This is a genomic window from Collinsella sp. TM05-38 (genome assembly GCF_003466445.1).
In the GTDB taxonomy this organism is placed as follows: Bacteria; Actinomycetota; Coriobacteriia; order Coriobacteriales; family Coriobacteriaceae; genus Collinsella.
The window spans coordinates 986-16,543 of the sequence record NZ_QSPM01000015.1 but is presented as its reverse complement, the minus strand read 5'-3'; the positions used below and the strand labels follow the sequence as shown (position 1 = coordinate 16,543).

General features: G+C 61.3%; 12 protein-coding genes. 8 read left to right on the top strand and 4 right to left on the bottom strand.

Annotation, left to right across the window (positions count from 1 at the left end):
- Positions 1-35: 35 nt before the first annotated feature.
- Both DXD49_RS08350 and DXD49_RS08345 read left to right on the top strand, forming a co-directional pair.
- Positions 36-2,732: a valine--tRNA ligase gene (locus DXD49_RS08350; protein WP_117794713.1), complete on the top strand. Its 2,697-nt coding sequence runs from the start codon at positions 36-38 to the stop codon at positions 2,730-2,732.
- 243 nt (positions 2,733-2,975) lie between these two features.
- The gene (locus DXD49_RS08345) at positions 2,976-4,319 is read left to right on the top strand and encodes a folylpolyglutamate synthase/dihydrofolate synthase family protein (protein ID WP_117794712.1); all 1,344 of its coding nucleotides are present in this window, start codon (positions 2,976-2,978) and stop codon (positions 4,317-4,319) included.
- 151 nt (positions 4,320-4,470) lie between these two features.
- Here the strand turns inward: DXD49_RS08345 and DXD49_RS08340 are convergent, their stop codons facing one another.
- From DXD49_RS08340 to DXD49_RS08325, 4 genes are all read right to left on the bottom strand, one after another.
- Positions 4,471-5,559, bottom strand: coding sequence for a Xaa-Pro peptidase family protein (locus DXD49_RS08340; protein WP_117794711.1), 1,089 nt, complete (start codon positions 5,557-5,559; stop codon positions 4,471-4,473).
- 500 nt (positions 5,560-6,059) lie between these two features.
- Positions 6,060-6,452 carry a DUF1667 domain-containing protein gene (locus DXD49_RS08335; RefSeq protein ID WP_117794710.1) on the bottom strand — a complete coding sequence of 131 codons (393 nt, stop codon included), beginning with the start codon at positions 6,450-6,452 and terminating at the stop codon, positions 6,060-6,062.
- Between the two features lie 3 nt (positions 6,453-6,455).
- Complete coding sequence (locus DXD49_RS08330) at positions 6,456-7,844, bottom strand: NAD(P)/FAD-dependent oxidoreductase (protein ID WP_117794709.1); 1,389 nt, start codon at positions 7,842-7,844, stop codon at positions 6,456-6,458.
- A 1-nt stretch (position 7,845) separates the two neighbouring features.
- Positions 7,846-9,300 carry an NAD(P)/FAD-dependent oxidoreductase gene (locus DXD49_RS08325; RefSeq protein ID WP_117794708.1) on the bottom strand — a complete coding sequence of 485 codons (1,455 nt, stop codon included), beginning with the start codon at positions 9,298-9,300 and terminating at the stop codon, positions 7,846-7,848.
- Positions 9,301-9,707: 407 nt separating this feature from the next.
- Between DXD49_RS08325 and DXD49_RS08320 the strand changes: the two genes are divergently transcribed.
- The 6 genes from DXD49_RS08320 to rfbA form a co-directional block, all read left to right on the top strand.
- Complete coding sequence (locus tag DXD49_RS08320; protein ID WP_117794707.1) at positions 9,708-10,139, top strand: zinc ribbon domain-containing protein; 432 nt, start codon at positions 9,708-9,710, stop codon at positions 10,137-10,139.
- A gap of 236 nt (positions 10,140-10,375) precedes the next feature.
- Positions 10,376-12,139, top strand: a complete 1,764-nt coding sequence (gene thrS / locus DXD49_RS08315) for a threonine--tRNA ligase (RefSeq protein WP_117794706.1) — start codon at positions 10,376-10,378, stop codon at positions 12,137-12,139.
- Between the two features lie 326 nt (positions 12,140-12,465).
- The gene (locus DXD49_RS08310; RefSeq protein WP_117794705.1) at positions 12,466-13,056 is read left to right on the top strand and encodes a hypothetical protein; all 591 of its coding nucleotides are present in this window, start codon (positions 12,466-12,468) and stop codon (positions 13,054-13,056) included.
- Between the two features lie 84 nt (positions 13,057-13,140).
- Positions 13,141-13,842 (top strand): sugar transferase, encoded by a 702-nt coding sequence (locus tag DXD49_RS08305; protein ID WP_199569017.1) that lies wholly within the window; start codon positions 13,141-13,143, stop codon positions 13,840-13,842.
- Positions 13,843-14,712: a glycosyltransferase family 2 protein gene (locus DXD49_RS08300; RefSeq protein WP_117794703.1), complete on the top strand. Its 870-nt coding sequence runs from the start codon at positions 13,843-13,845 to the stop codon at positions 14,710-14,712. It begins immediately after the preceding gene.
- 3 nt (positions 14,713-14,715) lie between these two features.
- On the top strand, positions 14,716-15,558 hold an 843-nt coding region (gene rfbA / locus DXD49_RS08295), incomplete at its 3' end, for a glucose-1-phosphate thymidylyltransferase RfbA (protein ID WP_117794737.1).

Here is a 15,558-nt window from a genome sequence, read left to right as displayed (position 1 = left end):
CCTACATTCCTCCCCGGCGGGACAGGGAGAGATATATGGAAGAGATGCCCAAGAACTACGATCCGTCGACCAACGAGCCGGCGATCCTGCAGAAGTGGCTCGACGGCGGCTACTACAAGCGCCGCGAGGGCGTGGGCGACTGTACCGTCACCATTCCGCCTCCCAACGTGACCGGCAAGCTCCACATGGGCCACGCTACCGACGACTCCATCCAGGACGCCATCATCCGTATGGCCCGCATGCGCGGCAAGTCCACGCGCTGGGTGCTGGGTACCGACCACGCCGGTATCGCCACGCAGACCAAGGTTGACAAAAAGCTCAAGAGCGAGGGCATTAGCCGCCTGGAGATTGGCCGCGACAAGTTTGTCGACGCCTGCTGGGACTGGACCCACGAGTACGGCGGCATCATCGTCGAGCAGATCAAGCGCATGGGTTGCTCCGTCGACTTCGACAACGAGCGCTTTACCATGGACGAAGACTACGCCCAGGCCGTGCGCAAGGTGTTCTGCGACTGGTACCACGACGGCCTGATCTACCGCGGCAAGCGCATCGTCAACTGGTGCCCCAACTGCACCACCGCTATTTCGGACGACGAGGCCGAGTACAAGGACGAGAAGGGCCACCTGTGGCACCTGCGCTACCCGCTGACCGAGCCGGTCAACGGCCGGGACTACATCGTCGTCGCCACCACGCGCCCCGAGACCATGCTCGGCGACACGGGCGTTGCCGTCTCCCCGAAGGACCCCGAGAAGGCCGCCTTTGTGGGCAAGACCGTCAAGCTCCCCATCGTCGACCGCGAGATCCCCATCTTTGAGGATTGGCACGTCGACGCCAACTTTGGCTCCGGCTTTGTCAAGGTCACCCCGGCCCACGACCCCAACGACTACGCCATGGGTCAGGCCCACGACCTGCCGCAGATCAATATCTTCGACGAGCACGCGGTGGTCGTCGAGGGCTACGGCGAGTTCACCGGCATGAACCGCGACGAGTGCCGCGAGGCCGTCATCAAGTGGTTCGACGAGCACGGCCTGCTCGACCACGTCGACGAGCACGATCACTCCGTCATGCACTGCTACCGTTGCGACTCCGCCCTGGAGCCGTGGCTGTCCGAGCAGTGGTTCGTGGCCGTCGACAAGCTCAAGGGACCGGCGCTCGACGCCGTCAACTCCGGCAAGGTCACCTTCCACCCCGCGCGCTGGACGCAGACCTACACTACCTGGATGGAGAACCTCAAGGACTGGTGCATCAGCCGCCAGCTGTGGTGGGGCCACCGCATCCCCGTGTTCTACTGCGAGGACTGCGGCTGGGAGGACGCCCTCACCGAGGACACCGATGTGTGCCCCAAGTGCGGCGGCCATCACGTGCGTCAGGACGAGAACGTGCTGGACACCTGGTTCAGCTCGCAGCTGTGGACCTTCGCCACGCAGGGCTGGCCGCAAAAGCCGGAGCTGCTCGAGGGCCATCACCCCACGACGGCGCTCGTCACTGCACGCGACATCATCGCGCTGTGGGTTGCCCGCATGGTCATGAGCTCACTGTACTTCCTGGACGAGGTGCCGTTTAAGGACGTCGTCATCTACCCGACGATTCTTGCCAAGGACGGCAGCCGCATGTCCAAGTCCAAGGGCAACGGCGTTGACCCCATGGACCTCATTGGCATGTACGGCGCCGACGCCATGCGTTACAACCTGCTGACGCTGTGCACCAACAACCAGGACGTCAAGTTCGACGCGAACATCGACAAGAAGACCAAGCAGCTCATCGACAGCCCGCGTACCGAGCAGGCCAAGTCGTTTGTGACAAAGATCTGGAATGCCAGCCGCTTCCTGCTCATGAACATGGAGGGCTACACGCCCGGCGAGCCCGTCGTGGAGACGCCGGCCGACGCCTGGATGTTCAGCCGTCTGGCCAAGGCCGTGAAGATGGTCACCGAGGGCATCGAGAACTACACCTTTGGCGACATGGCCCGCGGCGTGCAGCAGTTCTTCTGGAACGAGGTCTGCGACTGGTACGTCGAGGTCACCAAAGCCCGCCTGAAGGGCGAGGGCCGTCTGCAGGCGCAGCGCAACCTAATCTTTGTGCTCGACACCTCCATTCGCCTGATGCACCCGCTCATGCCGTTTGTTACCGAGGAGATCTGGGACAACATGCCGGCGAGCGTGCTCGATCTGGACGCCGAGGGCAACGTGGACCGCGCCGAGGCGCTCATGATCGCCAAGTGGCCGGAGCCCGCCGACTACGCCAAGTACGTCGACGAGCCTGCCGAGCGCGCGTTTGAGCTGTGCCGTACCGTCGTTTCCGCCGCCCGCGCCACCCGTTCGCGTTATCGCTTGAGCCCCAAGGCCGAGCTCGACGTGGTCGTGCGCGCCGGTGCCGAGGATATCGAGAAGCTCGAGAGCCTGCGCTCGACCATCGAGCCGCTGGCCAACACCACCTCGCTGGTCATGGGTACCGACGTTGAGAAGCCGGCCGCGAGCATCGCCGTGGTCGATAGCGGCGTCGAGGTCTTTGTGGTGCTCGAGGGCAAGGTCGACCTTTCGGCCGAGAAGGCGCGCCTGGAAAAGGAGATCGCCGCGGCTCAGAAGGAGCTCGCCGGCTGCGAGAAGACGCTCGCCAACGAGGGCTTTGTGGCCAAGGCCGCGCCCGCAGTGGTCCAGAAGAAGAGGGACCGTGCAGCTGAGCTCAAGGAGATCCTGGCGGCGCTGACTGCTCAGGTTGCTGACTTCTCGTAGGGCTTACTGAGGGGCGCGTCCCGATGCTTTGCTCTCCGCTGCGGACACCTATTCCGCCGTTCTAACGAACGGCGGCTGACTCGACGCTGCAAACGCCTCTGATGGCCAATCTGCCGTTCAACTTCGGGCGCATGGGCATAAGCCCTATGCGCCCTTGTTTCACGGCACCTTGGCTCATCAGAGGCGTTTTCGCTGACTATCCTCAACCTATACTGTTTTTTTCTATGAATGGCGGTTCTAAAAATGCCTAAGCGTTCTGGCTTGTATACCGTTCCTTTTGAGTTTGATTTGCTTTCGTTTGATGAGGCTGTTGGGCTGGCTGCTGATACGGGGCGGATTTCTGGGGATGCTGGGCCTCTGCTCGAGACGGTTGTCGATATGCTCGATGAGCTGGGGCATCCGGACGAGTACTTTGATTGCATTCAGGTTGCCGGTACCAATGGCAAGACTTCGACTACGCGTTTTTCGGCTGCCATTCTTCGTTGTGAGGGGCTCAAGACCGCGCTGTATACGTCGCCACAGCTGGTGCGCTATCCCGAGCGCATGGAAGTCGATGGATGCGTCGTGAGCGATGAGGCATTCGCCCGTGGCGTTTCGGCCGCTGTTGAGGCGGGGCATCGAGTGAATGCCCGTCGTGTGGCGGCGGGGGAGCGCGCCTATACCATCACGCCGTTTGACCTTTTGACGGCTGCTGCACTTGTGGTGTTTGCCGAGGCTCGCGTGGATGTTGCCGTGCTTGAGGTTGGCATGGGCGGACGCTGGGATGCTACGAGTGCGACTGATCCCGTGGCCGTCGCCATTACGGGTATTGGGCTCGATCACACACGTATTTTGGGCGATACGCTCGAGGCCATTGCGGGGGAGAAGGCTGCGGTTATTAAGCCTGGGCGATTGGTTGTTTTGGGCGAGGGCACGCATGAGCCGAGCGTTCAGCGCGTAATGGATACGCGCTGCCGCGAGTGCGGTGTGGTGCCGCTGGTGGTGAGCCATTCCACGACCAAGGTACCGGCGCATGTAGGCGATACCGTGGAGTTTAGCTGTACTACGCCGCGTGCCATCTATACGTCGAGCATGGTCAAGCCGGCCTATCAGCCGCAGAATGCCGCGTGCGCGATTATGCTTTGCGAGGGGTATCTGGGCCGCGAGCTCGATCACGATGCGTTGGATGCATCGCTTATGGGTTGCCCCACGCCGGGTCGTTTTGACGTGCTGGGGACCGATCCACTCAAGCTGATCGACGCCTGCCATAACCCTCAGAGCTGCGAGAACTTTGTGAGCGCGCTGGACGAGATCGATCCGTGCGTGGAGAATCGCCCCACGCTGCTGTGTGCCGCGCTGGCCGATAAGGACGTGGCGGGCATCGTTGACGTTCTGGTTCCGGCATTCCCCCGCGTGGTCGTGACCCAGACCGATTCCGATCGCGCCCTGCCGGCGGAGGAGCTTGCCGCCCTCGTTGATGCCGATAAGCTCGCAGGCGTGTACCCCAGCGTGCCCGAGGCCCTCGCTGCCTTCGATGCCGCGGGCGAGCCCTTCGTAGCCGCCGGCACCATCACCCTAGCCGGCGAAGTAGCCGGTCTGCTCCGTTAACCCATCCTGGAGGGTAGCTAATTTGGGACGGGGCTTTTTTAGCTACCCTACCCGGAGTCTTCGAAGCAGGAAACCACATTTGACATAGGGCAGCTAAAAAAGCCCCGTCCCAAATTAGCTACCCAAGTTTCCTCTTCAGTTGGGGATGAGCCTAGTCCAGGCGCATGGCGTCGTGGGGGTAGGCGTTGAGAATCTCGACGCCGTTCTCGGTCACCAGGGCTAGGTCCTCGATGCGGACGCCGGTGCGGCCGGGGAGGTAGATGCCCGGTTCGATGGAGAACGCCATGCCCGGCTCTACGACCTGCTCGTTGACGAGCGAGACGTCGCCCGGCTCGTGGTCCTGAAGGCCGATCGAGTGACCCAGGCGATGCGTAAAGTATTCGCCGTAGCCCGCGTCCTCAATCACGTCGCGCGCGGCACGGTCCAGGTCGCACATGCGCACGCCCGGTGCGATGAGCGCCTCGGCGGCCTCGTTGGCGCGGCGCACGATATCGTAGATGCGCGCCGTCTCCTCGTCCGGCTCGCCCCAAAAGAACGTGCGCGTCATGTCCGAGCAGTAGTTGCGATGGCGTCCGCCAATGTCGAACAGCACCGCGTCGCCGCGTTTAAGCTCGGTATCGTCGGGCTCGTGATGCGGGTCGCCGGCGTTGGCGCCAAAGCTCACGATGGGCGGAAAGCTAAAGCCCTCGCAGCCGTGCTTGCGATACAGACTGAGCATCTGGTCGGCAATCTCGCGCTCCGTTACACCCTCGTGGACGAGCTTGATGGCATCGGCCATCACGGCGTCGTTGGCGGCCGAGGACACGCGCATGAGCTCCTGCTCGGCGGCATCCTTGTAGGTGCGTGCAGCGGTGACGGCAAAGTCACCCAGGAAAAACTCGCTTGCAGCATGGCGCTCCATGAGCGGCATCAAAAAGCCGGAGCGCATAACGGTATCGATGCCGAGCGGTTTGGTCGGGTCGATCTCACTCGCGATGGCGTCGGTCACGATATCGGTATCGGTGTGGTAGGCAACGCGGGCATTGTCATACTCTGGCAGCTGGTGCAGGGCGTTGACTAGGATCACCGGCTCGGCACCGCGCGCGAGCAGCACGCCGCAAAAACGCTCGAACATATCGGCATAAAAGCCGGTTAGGTAATAGATCGACCACGGGTCATTCACGAGCAGCTGAGCACTGGGGTGCTGAGCCTCGAGCGCATCGAGCACGCGCGCCACGCGCTGGTCATCGACATGTGCCATGAAACATCCTTTCGCTAGGCTGCCACCATGGTATCCCAAGCCCGGCACATAGGGACGTTCCTTTAGCCCGGCAGTTAGGGACGTTCCTTTTATGCCGGCACTTCGGGACACTCCTTGGCATGACCAGCCTATCAAGCAGTAAAAGATGTCAAAAGAGGCCCATTCCAAATGGGCTGGTTTCAAAAGTATGGTGGATTACGGGGCTGGACCTGTATTACTTGATCATGGGAAAAATCGCGAGATTAAAACCGCAGGTAGACGGCTTATCAAATATCGAAAAATGTCTGTATGGATGGGGGTCTCCGAATTAGCCCCGTAATCCGGCATAGTTTTGAAATGGCACTAAAGTAGGCACAATCTAAATTCCGATTCCAAGGATAGTTGCGGTGGAATAGTTCCTGGATGCCGGGGTTTTGGCGGAAATCAGGAACTATTTCACCGCAATTGAGGAGGGGCGGGGTGGATGGCGGGGTAGCTAAAAGAGCCCCGTCCCAAATTAGCTACTCGATGTCCATGCTGGCGATTAGGTTGATGTTGGTGTCTAGGAGGTTCTCTAGCACGACGTCGCCCATGCGGATGGGGGCCTCGACGACAACGCCGCGGATGAGGTCCATGGCTTGGGCGTGGAGTGCCAGCGGGATGGCTTCGGCCGTGCGCACGGGGAGCAGGGCTTCGTCGCCGCCGGAGACGGCCACGGTCGTCGTGAGCACGCGCATGGGGCAGGTTAGCTCCTGATGTGCGAACGTATCACCGCGCGGGCAGTTGTTGCCGGTCACGGAGCGAACTTCCACCACAGCGCCATTGGCGTCGCGCTCAACCTCTACGGTTAGGAGGCACTCGGATGGGCATGTCGTGCAGTTGAACTGCAGCGTTTCGGTCACGTTATCGCTCATAGTTTATGCCTCCTCGATGGGATCGACGGATAGGACGATCTCGCTGGCACCCAGGTCGAGCGCTTGTTTGATGACCTTTGCCGGCAGCGGGAAGCTTTCCATGACGCTCGGTTTAAACGCGCGGACTTTGCCCGCAAACACTTCTTCGCCGTTGGCCAAGATGCGTACTCGAGCGGTATCGACCGGTCGGCGTACGCGGAAGTTGAGCTTGGTGAGCGCCACAGCCGTAATGCGTCCCGGCAGCGCGTAGCCCGCAATGCCGGCAGGGGAGACCGTGAGCTCGCAGCCCGTGCCCGCAGCGCACGCCTCGGCGCCGCCCAACGCCCACGCCGCCGCAGCTGCGCCAGCGCGCTCGGACTCGGTCGTCACGTTGTCGGCCAGGTCGTGCACGTGCAGCACGTTGCCGCAGGCAAAGATGCCTGGTACGCCCGTCTGCAGGCTCTGGTCCACCACGGCGCCTCGCGTGCGCGGGTCAAGCTCTACACCCGCGGCAACCGAAAGCTCGTTCTCGGGAATCAATCCCACCGAAAGCAGCAGTGTGTCACACGGAACAACGCGCTCGGTCCCCGGAATGGGCGCTAGGCGCTCGTCGACCTGGCTCACCTCGACGGCTTCCACGCGGTCGTGCCCGATCACGCGCGTGACGGTGGTGGACAGGTGCAGCGGAATGCCAAAGTCGTCCAGGCAGTTCTTAACATTGCGGCGCAGACCGTTGGCGTACGGCATAAGCTCGTACACGCCCTCGACGGAAATCCCCTCGAGCGTGCAGCGGCGTGCCATGATGAGCCCGATGTCACCCGAGCCCAAAATGACGGCGCGCGAGCCGGGTTTGAGGTTCTCGATATTGATGTATCGCTGCGCCAGGCCGGCCGTAAACACGCCGGCGGGTCGGCTGCCGGGAATCTTGATCTCGCTGCGCGTGCGCTCGCGACAACCCATGGCAAGGACAACGGCACGCCCGGTGAGCTGCAGCATACCGGCGGGGCTCATGAGCGTGACGGTGTGAACCGAGGCATCGCTCCCCGAGCCACCCGTGCCCGAGTCCGCTTCCGTGCTCTTGCCGTTATCAATCCCAAGCACCATGCTATTCAAGAACAGCGCGATGCCGATCGCGCGCACCTGGTCGATAAAGCGCTGTGCGTACTCGGGGCCAGTGAGCTCCTGCTTAAAGTGCGAAAGGCCAAAGCCGGGGTGGATGCACTGGCGCAGGATGCCGCCTAAGTGCTGCTCGCGCTCCACGATGGCCACGCGCGCGCCGGCCTTATGCGCCGAAAGCGCGGCCGCCATGCCGGCGGGCCCGCCGCCGATAACGACCACGTCGAATGCCTGCGTCGACACCGACGCTACGGCTCCTGCCTCTGCGCGTTCGTCGCGCATATCAAGCGTTGCCATCCTAGCGCACCCCCTTCAGCGGTCCCTCAACCAGCCACGAGCCAGTGTCCTCCAGCAGCACCTCGCTGGGGTCGCAGCCCAGCTCGCGGGCTAGAATCGCCACCACGCGGCTCTGGCAAAAGCCGCTCTGGCAGCGGCCCATGCCGGCGCGGCAGCGGCGCTTGACGCCCTCGACCGAAACCGCGCCCGGGCGGCGTCGAATCGCGGCCACAATCTCGGCCTCGGGCACCGTCTCGCAGCGGCAGACAATCTGCCCCCACGCGGGATCGGACTCAATGAGCTCTTCCTTGCGCGCAAGCGGCGCGCGGTCAAAGTCGTCCGGCGCGCGTCGGATCGGGTCCCAATCGGCACGTTCGCGCAGGTCCACGCCGGCATCGCGCAGGACCTGTTCCATGCGCTCGGCAATGGCCGGTGCGCTCGCCACGCCCGGCGACTGAATGCCCGCCGCCTGGAATAGCCCCGGCACCACGGCCGACTGCCCAATAAAAAAGTCGTTCGTCCCCTTTATGACCGGACGCCCGCCGGCAAACGCGCGCACCACGCGGCGCGTATCCAGATCGGGCACCAGCTTGCGCGCGCCGCTCAGCAGCGCGTTCACATCGCTCGCATAGGTCTGCGTGTCGCCCGGCTCGCGCACGGCGGCCGTCGCGGTGATCACGGTGTTGCCGTGCACGGTGCCCGTCACGATAACGCCCTTCGACACCGGCGTCGGCACGGGGTAGAGCGGCATGAGCGTGCGCGGCTCCTTGTCCAGCACCACGATGTTGCCCTGACGCCAGACCATCTGGAACTCCTCGGCGCCCGCCATATGCGAGATGTCGGCGGCGCCGTTGCCCGCGGCGTTGATCAGGTAACGGCAGCGCACGTTGCCAGCGGGCGTCGCCAGCGTAAAGCGCGCGTCGTCGCCCGAGCCCGCAACTTCAATCGCCTCCACGGGTGCGGAGCGCATAAATGTCACGCCGTTGGCGACGGCGTTCTCGAGCGCGGCGATGGCCACTTCAAACGGATCGACAAATCCGGTCGAGGGGCACCACAGCGCACACGTTGCCTCGGCACTCGCGCGCGGCTCCAACTCGTGGATGCGCTCGGGGCCGATAATCGACAGCTCGGGCACGCCGTTGGCAATGCCATTCTGGCGCAGCTTCTCCAGGTGCGCGCGGTCTTCATCGTTGAAGCCCAGCACCATCGACCCGGTGCGGCGGAACAAAAAGCCGAGCTCCTGGGCCCACGTGCCATATAGCTCGCAACCGCGGGCATTGACCTGCGCCTTTACGGTGCCCGGCGCCGGATCGTAGCCGGCGTGCACCAGGCCTCCGTTGGCCTTGGACGCGCCCAGCGCAATATCGTTAGCCGCCTCGACCACGCAAATGGACAGGTCATAGCGCGCGAGCTGCCGCGCGATGGCGCATCCGGTGATGCCCGCGCCGACAATCGCGATATCAAACGTTTCTGTCACAGTGCCTCCCAGACGAGTTGACAGGCTGTCAATAAGACTATCCTACGGTCTGCGCGTCCCCAGAGCGGCGTCAATGCGGCGAACAGCTCCGCAACACCCGCCAACGGCAGACGAGGCGAGACCCGGTAACGTCGACAACCTCGTCTGCCGACAACTATGGAAACCGTTCGCCTCGATCTGTAACAGTTAGACGAGGATTTGGGTTCCAGATGTTACAGATTGAGACGTTAGTCTGGCGCCCCTTCCGTTCGTCTCGATCTGTAACACCTAGACCCGGATTCCGCTCCCACCTGTTACAGATTGAGATGTTTGTGTCCGCGCCAGCCCCATACCCAGCCGTGGTCCCATATAAACAAACCCCGTGGTAAACTTGACCGGACTGTAATTATTCCGAAAGGTACACCCCAATGTCCAAATACATCAACGAGCTCATGTCGCCGCAGCTTATGGGCGTCATCTATGCCTTCGTGGGCTTTATCATCGCCCTGTACGTGCTGTCGGTCGTCTATGTGTTCATCGACGCTCGCCGCCGCGGCGCCAGCGCCTACGTGGCATGGGGCGTTATCGCCCTCATCCCGTTTGTGGGCCTCATCGCCTACCTGGTCCTTCGCCCGCACTCCTACGCTGCCGACCGCGAGGAGCAGGAGCTGGACATGGCCCTGCGCGAGCGCCAGCTTGCCCAGTACGGCACCTGCCCGCAGTGCGGCGCGCCTATCGAGAAGGACTTTGTCGTGTGCCCGGTGTGCGACACCCAGGTTCGCAACGTGTGCCCCAGCTGCCATCGCCCGCTCGATGCGCACTGGAAGGTCTGCCCCTACTGCCGAACTCGCATCCAGTAACGCATCCATCGCCGGGCCGGCCGCAAGCCACGGGCACCTCGCGCCACACGCAAGCCGCGCGCGCCCCACACCCCGCGCCCCACACGATGAAGCATGCGTAGAAAATCGCCCGCCGTGCCATTAAGGTGCGGCGGGCGCTTGTATACCAAGGCAACCTGCCTATAATGATGCAAGTCAAAAACGCCGAGCGCATCGCACGCACTTGCACCAGGCATCCGAGAGGAGAAAACATACTCATGAAGGCACTCTACAATGACGGTTCGGTGGCCGAGCTCCCGCAGGACGAGGTCACGCACGTCATCCGCCACTCTGCCGCGCACATCATGGCGCAGGCCATCAAGCGCCTGTACCCCCAGGCCGACTTTGCCTACGGTCCCGCGACCGACAACGGCTTCTATTACGACGTCGACCTGCCCGAGGGCGTCAAGATCAGCGAAGACGACTTCCCCGCGATCGAGGCCGAGATGAAAAAGATCGTCAAGGAGAACCTCAAATTCTCCGTGTACGAGAAGCCCCGCGCCGAGGCCATCGCCCTTATGGAGGAGCGCGGCGAGAAGTACAAGGTCGAGCACATCGGCGACCTGGACGACGACGCCCGCATCACCTTCTACCAGCAGGGCGACTACATCGACATGTGCGTCGGCCCCCACATCTGCTACACCAAGGCCCTTAAGGCCTTTAAGCTCACCGGCGTCTCGGGCGCTTACTGGAAGGGCGACAAGGACAACAAGATGCTCACCCGCATCAACGGCGTCGCTTTCGCCACCAAGGAAGAGCTCGACGAGCACATGCACATGCTGGAGGAGGCCAAGAAGCGCGACCACCGCAAGATCGGCCGCGAGATGGACCTCTTTATGATGCGCGACGAGGCTCCCGGCTTCCCGTTCTTCCTGCCCAACGGCATGATCCTTAAGAACACGCTGCTGGACTACTGGCGCGAGATCCACCACAAGGCCGGCTACGTGGAGATTTCCACGCCGCTCATCATGAACAAGCAGCTGTGGAAGACCTCGGGCCACTGGGACCACTACAAGGACAACATGTACTCCACCGTCATCGACGACGAAGAGTACTGCATTAAGCCCATGAACTGCCCGGGCGGCGTGCTGGTGTACGCCTCTAAGCCGCACTCCTATCGCGAGCTGCCCATTCGCGCCGGCGAGATTGGCCTGGTGCACCGCCACGAGCTGCGCGGCGCCCTGCACGGCCTGTTCCGCGTGCGCTGCTTTAACCAGGACGACGCCCACCTGTTTGTGCGTCCCGACCAGCTGACCGACGAGATCGTGGGCGTGGTCAACCTCATCGACTCCGTGTACCAGAAGTTTGGCTTTAAGTACCACGTAGAGCTTTCCACCCGCCCCGAGGATTCCATGGGTTCGGACGAGGACTGGGCGCGCGCCGAGGAGGGCCTGCGCACCGCTCTGGAGAAGCTGGGTATGGACTACGAGGTCAACGAGGGCGACGGCGCCTTCTACGGTCCCAAGATCGACTTCCACCTGGAGGACTCGCTCGGCCGTACCTGGCAGTGCGGTACCGTACAGCTCGACTTCCAGATGCCGCTCAACTTTGACCTGGAGTATGTGGACGCCGACGGCACCAAGAAGCGCCCCATCATGCTGCACCGCGTATGCTTTGGCTCCATCGAGCGCTTCATCGGTATTCTGATTGAGCACTTTGCGGGCAAGTTCCCCACCTGGCTGGCTCCCGTGCAGGTCAAGGCACTTCCGGTTTCCGAGAAGAGCCGCGACTACGCCCACGAGGTGTGCGCCAAGCTTGAGGAGGCCGGCATTCGCGTGGTCTGCGACGACCGCGACGAGAAGATCGGCTACAAGATCCGCGAGGCTCGCAGCATCGACCGCGTTCCCTACATGCTCATCCTGGGCGAGAAGGAGGTCGAGGCCGGCAACATCTCCGTCCGCGACCGCTCCAACGAGACCGTTCAGATGAGCGTCGACGAGTTTGTTGCTAAGGTGACCGAGGAGATCAAGACCCGCGCCTAAGGCAAGCACCACAACAATTAACAAAGGCGACCGTCCACAAAGGGCTGTCGCCTTTTTTCATGCCAAAATGAGAAAAGCCGCTGGTCGAGCGGCTTTTTTTGTTGCACAAAAAGGTACAGGTTTTTGTAGAGGGGTATGGAGATATATCTACCGGCAGTGCATTTTACGTAATCTGGACAAACGCTGATTAATTGCTCGTATAATGTCGTTTGTCGAAAGATACAAAAACCTGTACTTTTGCGACTGCGCCTAGCTGCGAGCGAGAAGCCTGTTCTAAACGCCCCTGCATTTGCGTGCATCGCAAAGCCAAAAGAGGGGGCGAGAACATGGAACAGACGGCACGGCGCCAAGAGCAGCTACCGGGCGCATTTAATGGCGCCACCACCAACAGCCAGCACGGCCGCGTCCGCTGGTATCTGGTTCACACCCCCCATGGAAAAGAGCGCGAGACCTGCGAAAAGGTCCGCCGCATTATCCCGCACAACCTGTTGCAGGACGCTTTTGTGATGCAGAAGGAGTTCTGGTTTAAGCGGGATGGCGCCTGGTCGCTCCAAACCAAACCTATGTACAAGGAATATTTCTTCGTCGCCACGCACGATGCCGCCGCGCTCGATAGGGCTTTGGCCCAGTTGAGCTTTGGCTGTCGCATCGCCGGTAGTAGGGAGCGGGCGTACATGCCCATGCCGGACGATGCGCAGGATTGGTACCGCAGTGTACTGGACGACGACGGCGTGGTGCGCAACAGCGTTGCGCGCATAGAAGACGGTGTGCTGCACATAGAACAGGGGCCCTTGGTGGGGCAAGAGGCCCGCGTAAAGAAGATCGACCGTCATAAACGCTGGTGCCTGGTAGACGTGGGCGAGGGTGACTCCACATTTAGGGAACTGCTTCCGTTAGACGTGCCCAGCAAAACGTAAGGGAGACGTTGCGCCGGCAAATTACTTGATTTTGGATTCATAGATGGGGGGGGGGTTCCTGGGGACAGGAACGTAAGTTTGACTGTGGCTGCTAAAGAAGTAACTGAGAGCTGTGTATCTGTGGGGGATGCACTGGCTATTAAAGAGATTAAACCGAGCGGTACGCTTGGCTACCGCTTTATTAAGAGGCTGTTTGATCTTGTATTCAGTCTTTTGATGAGTGTGCTGCTGCTTATCCCCATCGCCATCGTGTGCGCGCTCATTAGCCTTGAATCACCCGGCAGTCCTATGTATACGCAAGAGCGCGTCGGCAAGGGCGGAAAGACCATCAAGATCTTCAAGCTTCGTAGTATGGTCGCCGATGCGGGTGATGTGCAGAAGTATTTGAGTCCTGAGCAGCTACATCAGTGGGAAGTCGAACGCAAAGTCGACGATGATCCCCGCATTACCAAGATTGGTCAATTCATTCGTAAATGCTCCATCGATGAGATGCCTCAGTTTCTCAATGTGCTGAACGGCGATCTTTCAGTCATTGGCCCCCGTCCCATTACAAGGGATGAGCTTGAGCAGCATTTTTCGGATGGAGAAAAGGCTGAGCTGCTCTCAGTTCAGCCTGGAATTACTGGACTTTGGCAAGCGACTGATCGCAATGAAGCGACCTTTGAGAGTGGTCTGAGGCAAAAGATAGAACTTCGCTACGTTCAGAATCGCTGCTTCCGTATGGATTGGAAGTGCTTTACCGGCACTTTCGGCGCTATGTTCGGTAAAGAGAGGACGGGGCGATAGATGGACATCTCCGTCATCATTCCGACCCTTAATGCGGAACATGATATCGAGGGACTTTTGACTGTGCTCGGACGGCAGTCAATACAGCCGATTGAGATTTTGGTCGTCGATTCCGCATCGGAAGATAGAACTATCGAGTTAATCCAGAAGCATAAAGGCGTTCGCCTATTGCAAATTGATCGGCAGGATTTTAACCATGGCGGCACAAGGGATTTGGCACTGAGGGAGTCACGTGGCGATTTTGTCTGTTTTCTCACCCAAGATGCCGTGCCTGTTTCCGATGATTACCTTGAGCTGCTTGTTGCTCCTATGGTAGATGATTCGGAGATTGCTCTTGTTAGTGGTAGGCAACTACCCAAGGCCGATGCTCGCCGTTTTGAACAGCTGGTGCGTGGTTTCAACTACCCTGACTCTTCTTCCGTCCGTTCAAAACGTGATCTCAAAAAATACGGTATTAAGACGTTCTTTGCCTCCGACACCTGTTCCGCCTATCGACGAACTGCATATCTCGAATGCGGTGGATTCGAGCATGTCAACACCAACGAGGACATGCTCATGGCCGCCAGGTTTATCGCCTCGGGTATGAAGGTCGCCTATGAGCCACGTGCCGAGGTCTATCACTCGCACAACTTGACGCCATCCCAACAGTATGCCCGCAACCGTGCCGTCGGCTTCTTTCTCGAAACGCATGCGAACGACCTCATGCAGGCAAGTGAGATCGGTGAAGGGAGCCGGCTCGTCAAGTCTGTCTCCTCTCAGCTTCTCCGGGAGGGCAATTTAGTCGAGTTCATCGCCTTCGGTGTCGACTGTTGCGCCCGCCTTCTGGGAAACCGTGCTGGCCGTAGGGCCGCTAAAAAAGAAAGGCCATAGCCAGTGAAAGGCATCATCCTCGCCGGCGGTTCCGGCACCCGCCTGTACCCGCTCACGCTCGTGACCTCCAAGCAGCTGCTTCCGGTCTACGACAAGCCCATGATCTACTACCCGCTCAGCACCCTCATGCTGGCGGGTATCCGGGACATCCTGGTCATCTCCACGCCGACCGACCTCCCCAACTTCGAGCGCCTGCTCGGGGACGGCTCGCGCTACGGCGTGAACCTCTCCTACGCCGAGCAGCCGAGCCCGGACGGCCTGGCGCAGGCCTTCACCATCGGCGAGGAGTTCATTGACGGCGAGCCGTGCGCGCTGGTGCTCGGCGACAACATCTTCTACGGCAACGGCCTGTCCCGCCACCTGACGCGCGCCGTGCAGAACGCAGAGTCGGGCCGCGCCACGGTCTTCGGCTACCACGTCGACGACCCCGAGCGCTTCGGCGTCGTGGAGTTCGACGGCGAGGGGAGGGCCGTCTCCATCGAGGAGAAGCCCGCCGAGCCCAAGAGCTCCTACGCCGTCACCGGCCTGTACTTCTACCCGGGCGACGTGGCCGCCAAGGCGCATGGGGTTAAGCCCTCGGCCCGCGGCGAGCTCGAGATCACCACGCTCAACCAGATGTACCTTGAGGAGGGGACGCTGTCCGTGGTCACCCTCGGCCGCGGCTACGCGTGGCTGGACACCGGCACCATGGAGAGCCTGCACGAGGCCGCGGAGTTCGTCCGCGCCGTCGAGCACTCCCAGGACCTTCCCGTGTCCGTGCCCGAGGAGATCGCCTGGGAGAACGGCTGGATCACGACCGCCGAGCTGGAGGAGGCCGCCAAGGCCTACGGCAAGTCGGTCTACGGC

Excerpts from the sequence above, each read along its gene's own strand:
- DXD49_RS08350 (WP_117794713.1), top strand. The coding sequence starts at position 36 with ATGGAAGAGATGCCCAAGAACTACGATCCGTCGACCAACGAGCCGGCG.
- DXD49_RS08345 (WP_117794712.1), top strand. The coding sequence starts at position 2,976 with ATGCCTAAGCGTTCTGGCTTGTATACCGTTCCTTTTGAGTTTGATTTG.
- DXD49_RS08340 (WP_117794711.1), bottom strand. The coding sequence starts at position 5,559 with ATGGCACATGTCGATGACCAGCGCGTGGCGCGCGTGCTCGATGCGCTC.
- DXD49_RS08335 (WP_117794710.1), bottom strand. The coding sequence starts at position 6,452 with ATGAGCGATAACGTGACCGAAACGCTGCAGTTCAACTGCACGACATGC.
- DXD49_RS08330 (WP_117794709.1), bottom strand. The coding sequence starts at position 7,844 with ATGGCAACGCTTGATATGCGCGACGAACGCGCAGAGGCAGGAGCCGTA.
- DXD49_RS08320 (WP_117794707.1), top strand. The coding sequence starts at position 9,708 with ATGTCCAAATACATCAACGAGCTCATGTCGCCGCAGCTTATGGGCGTC.
- thrS (WP_117794706.1), top strand. The coding sequence starts at position 10,376 with ATGAAGGCACTCTACAATGACGGTTCGGTGGCCGAGCTCCCGCAGGAC.
- DXD49_RS08310 (WP_117794705.1), top strand. The coding sequence starts at position 12,466 with ATGGAACAGACGGCACGGCGCCAAGAGCAGCTACCGGGCGCATTTAAT.
- DXD49_RS08300 (WP_117794703.1), top strand. The coding sequence starts at position 13,843 with ATGGACATCTCCGTCATCATTCCGACCCTTAATGCGGAACATGATATC.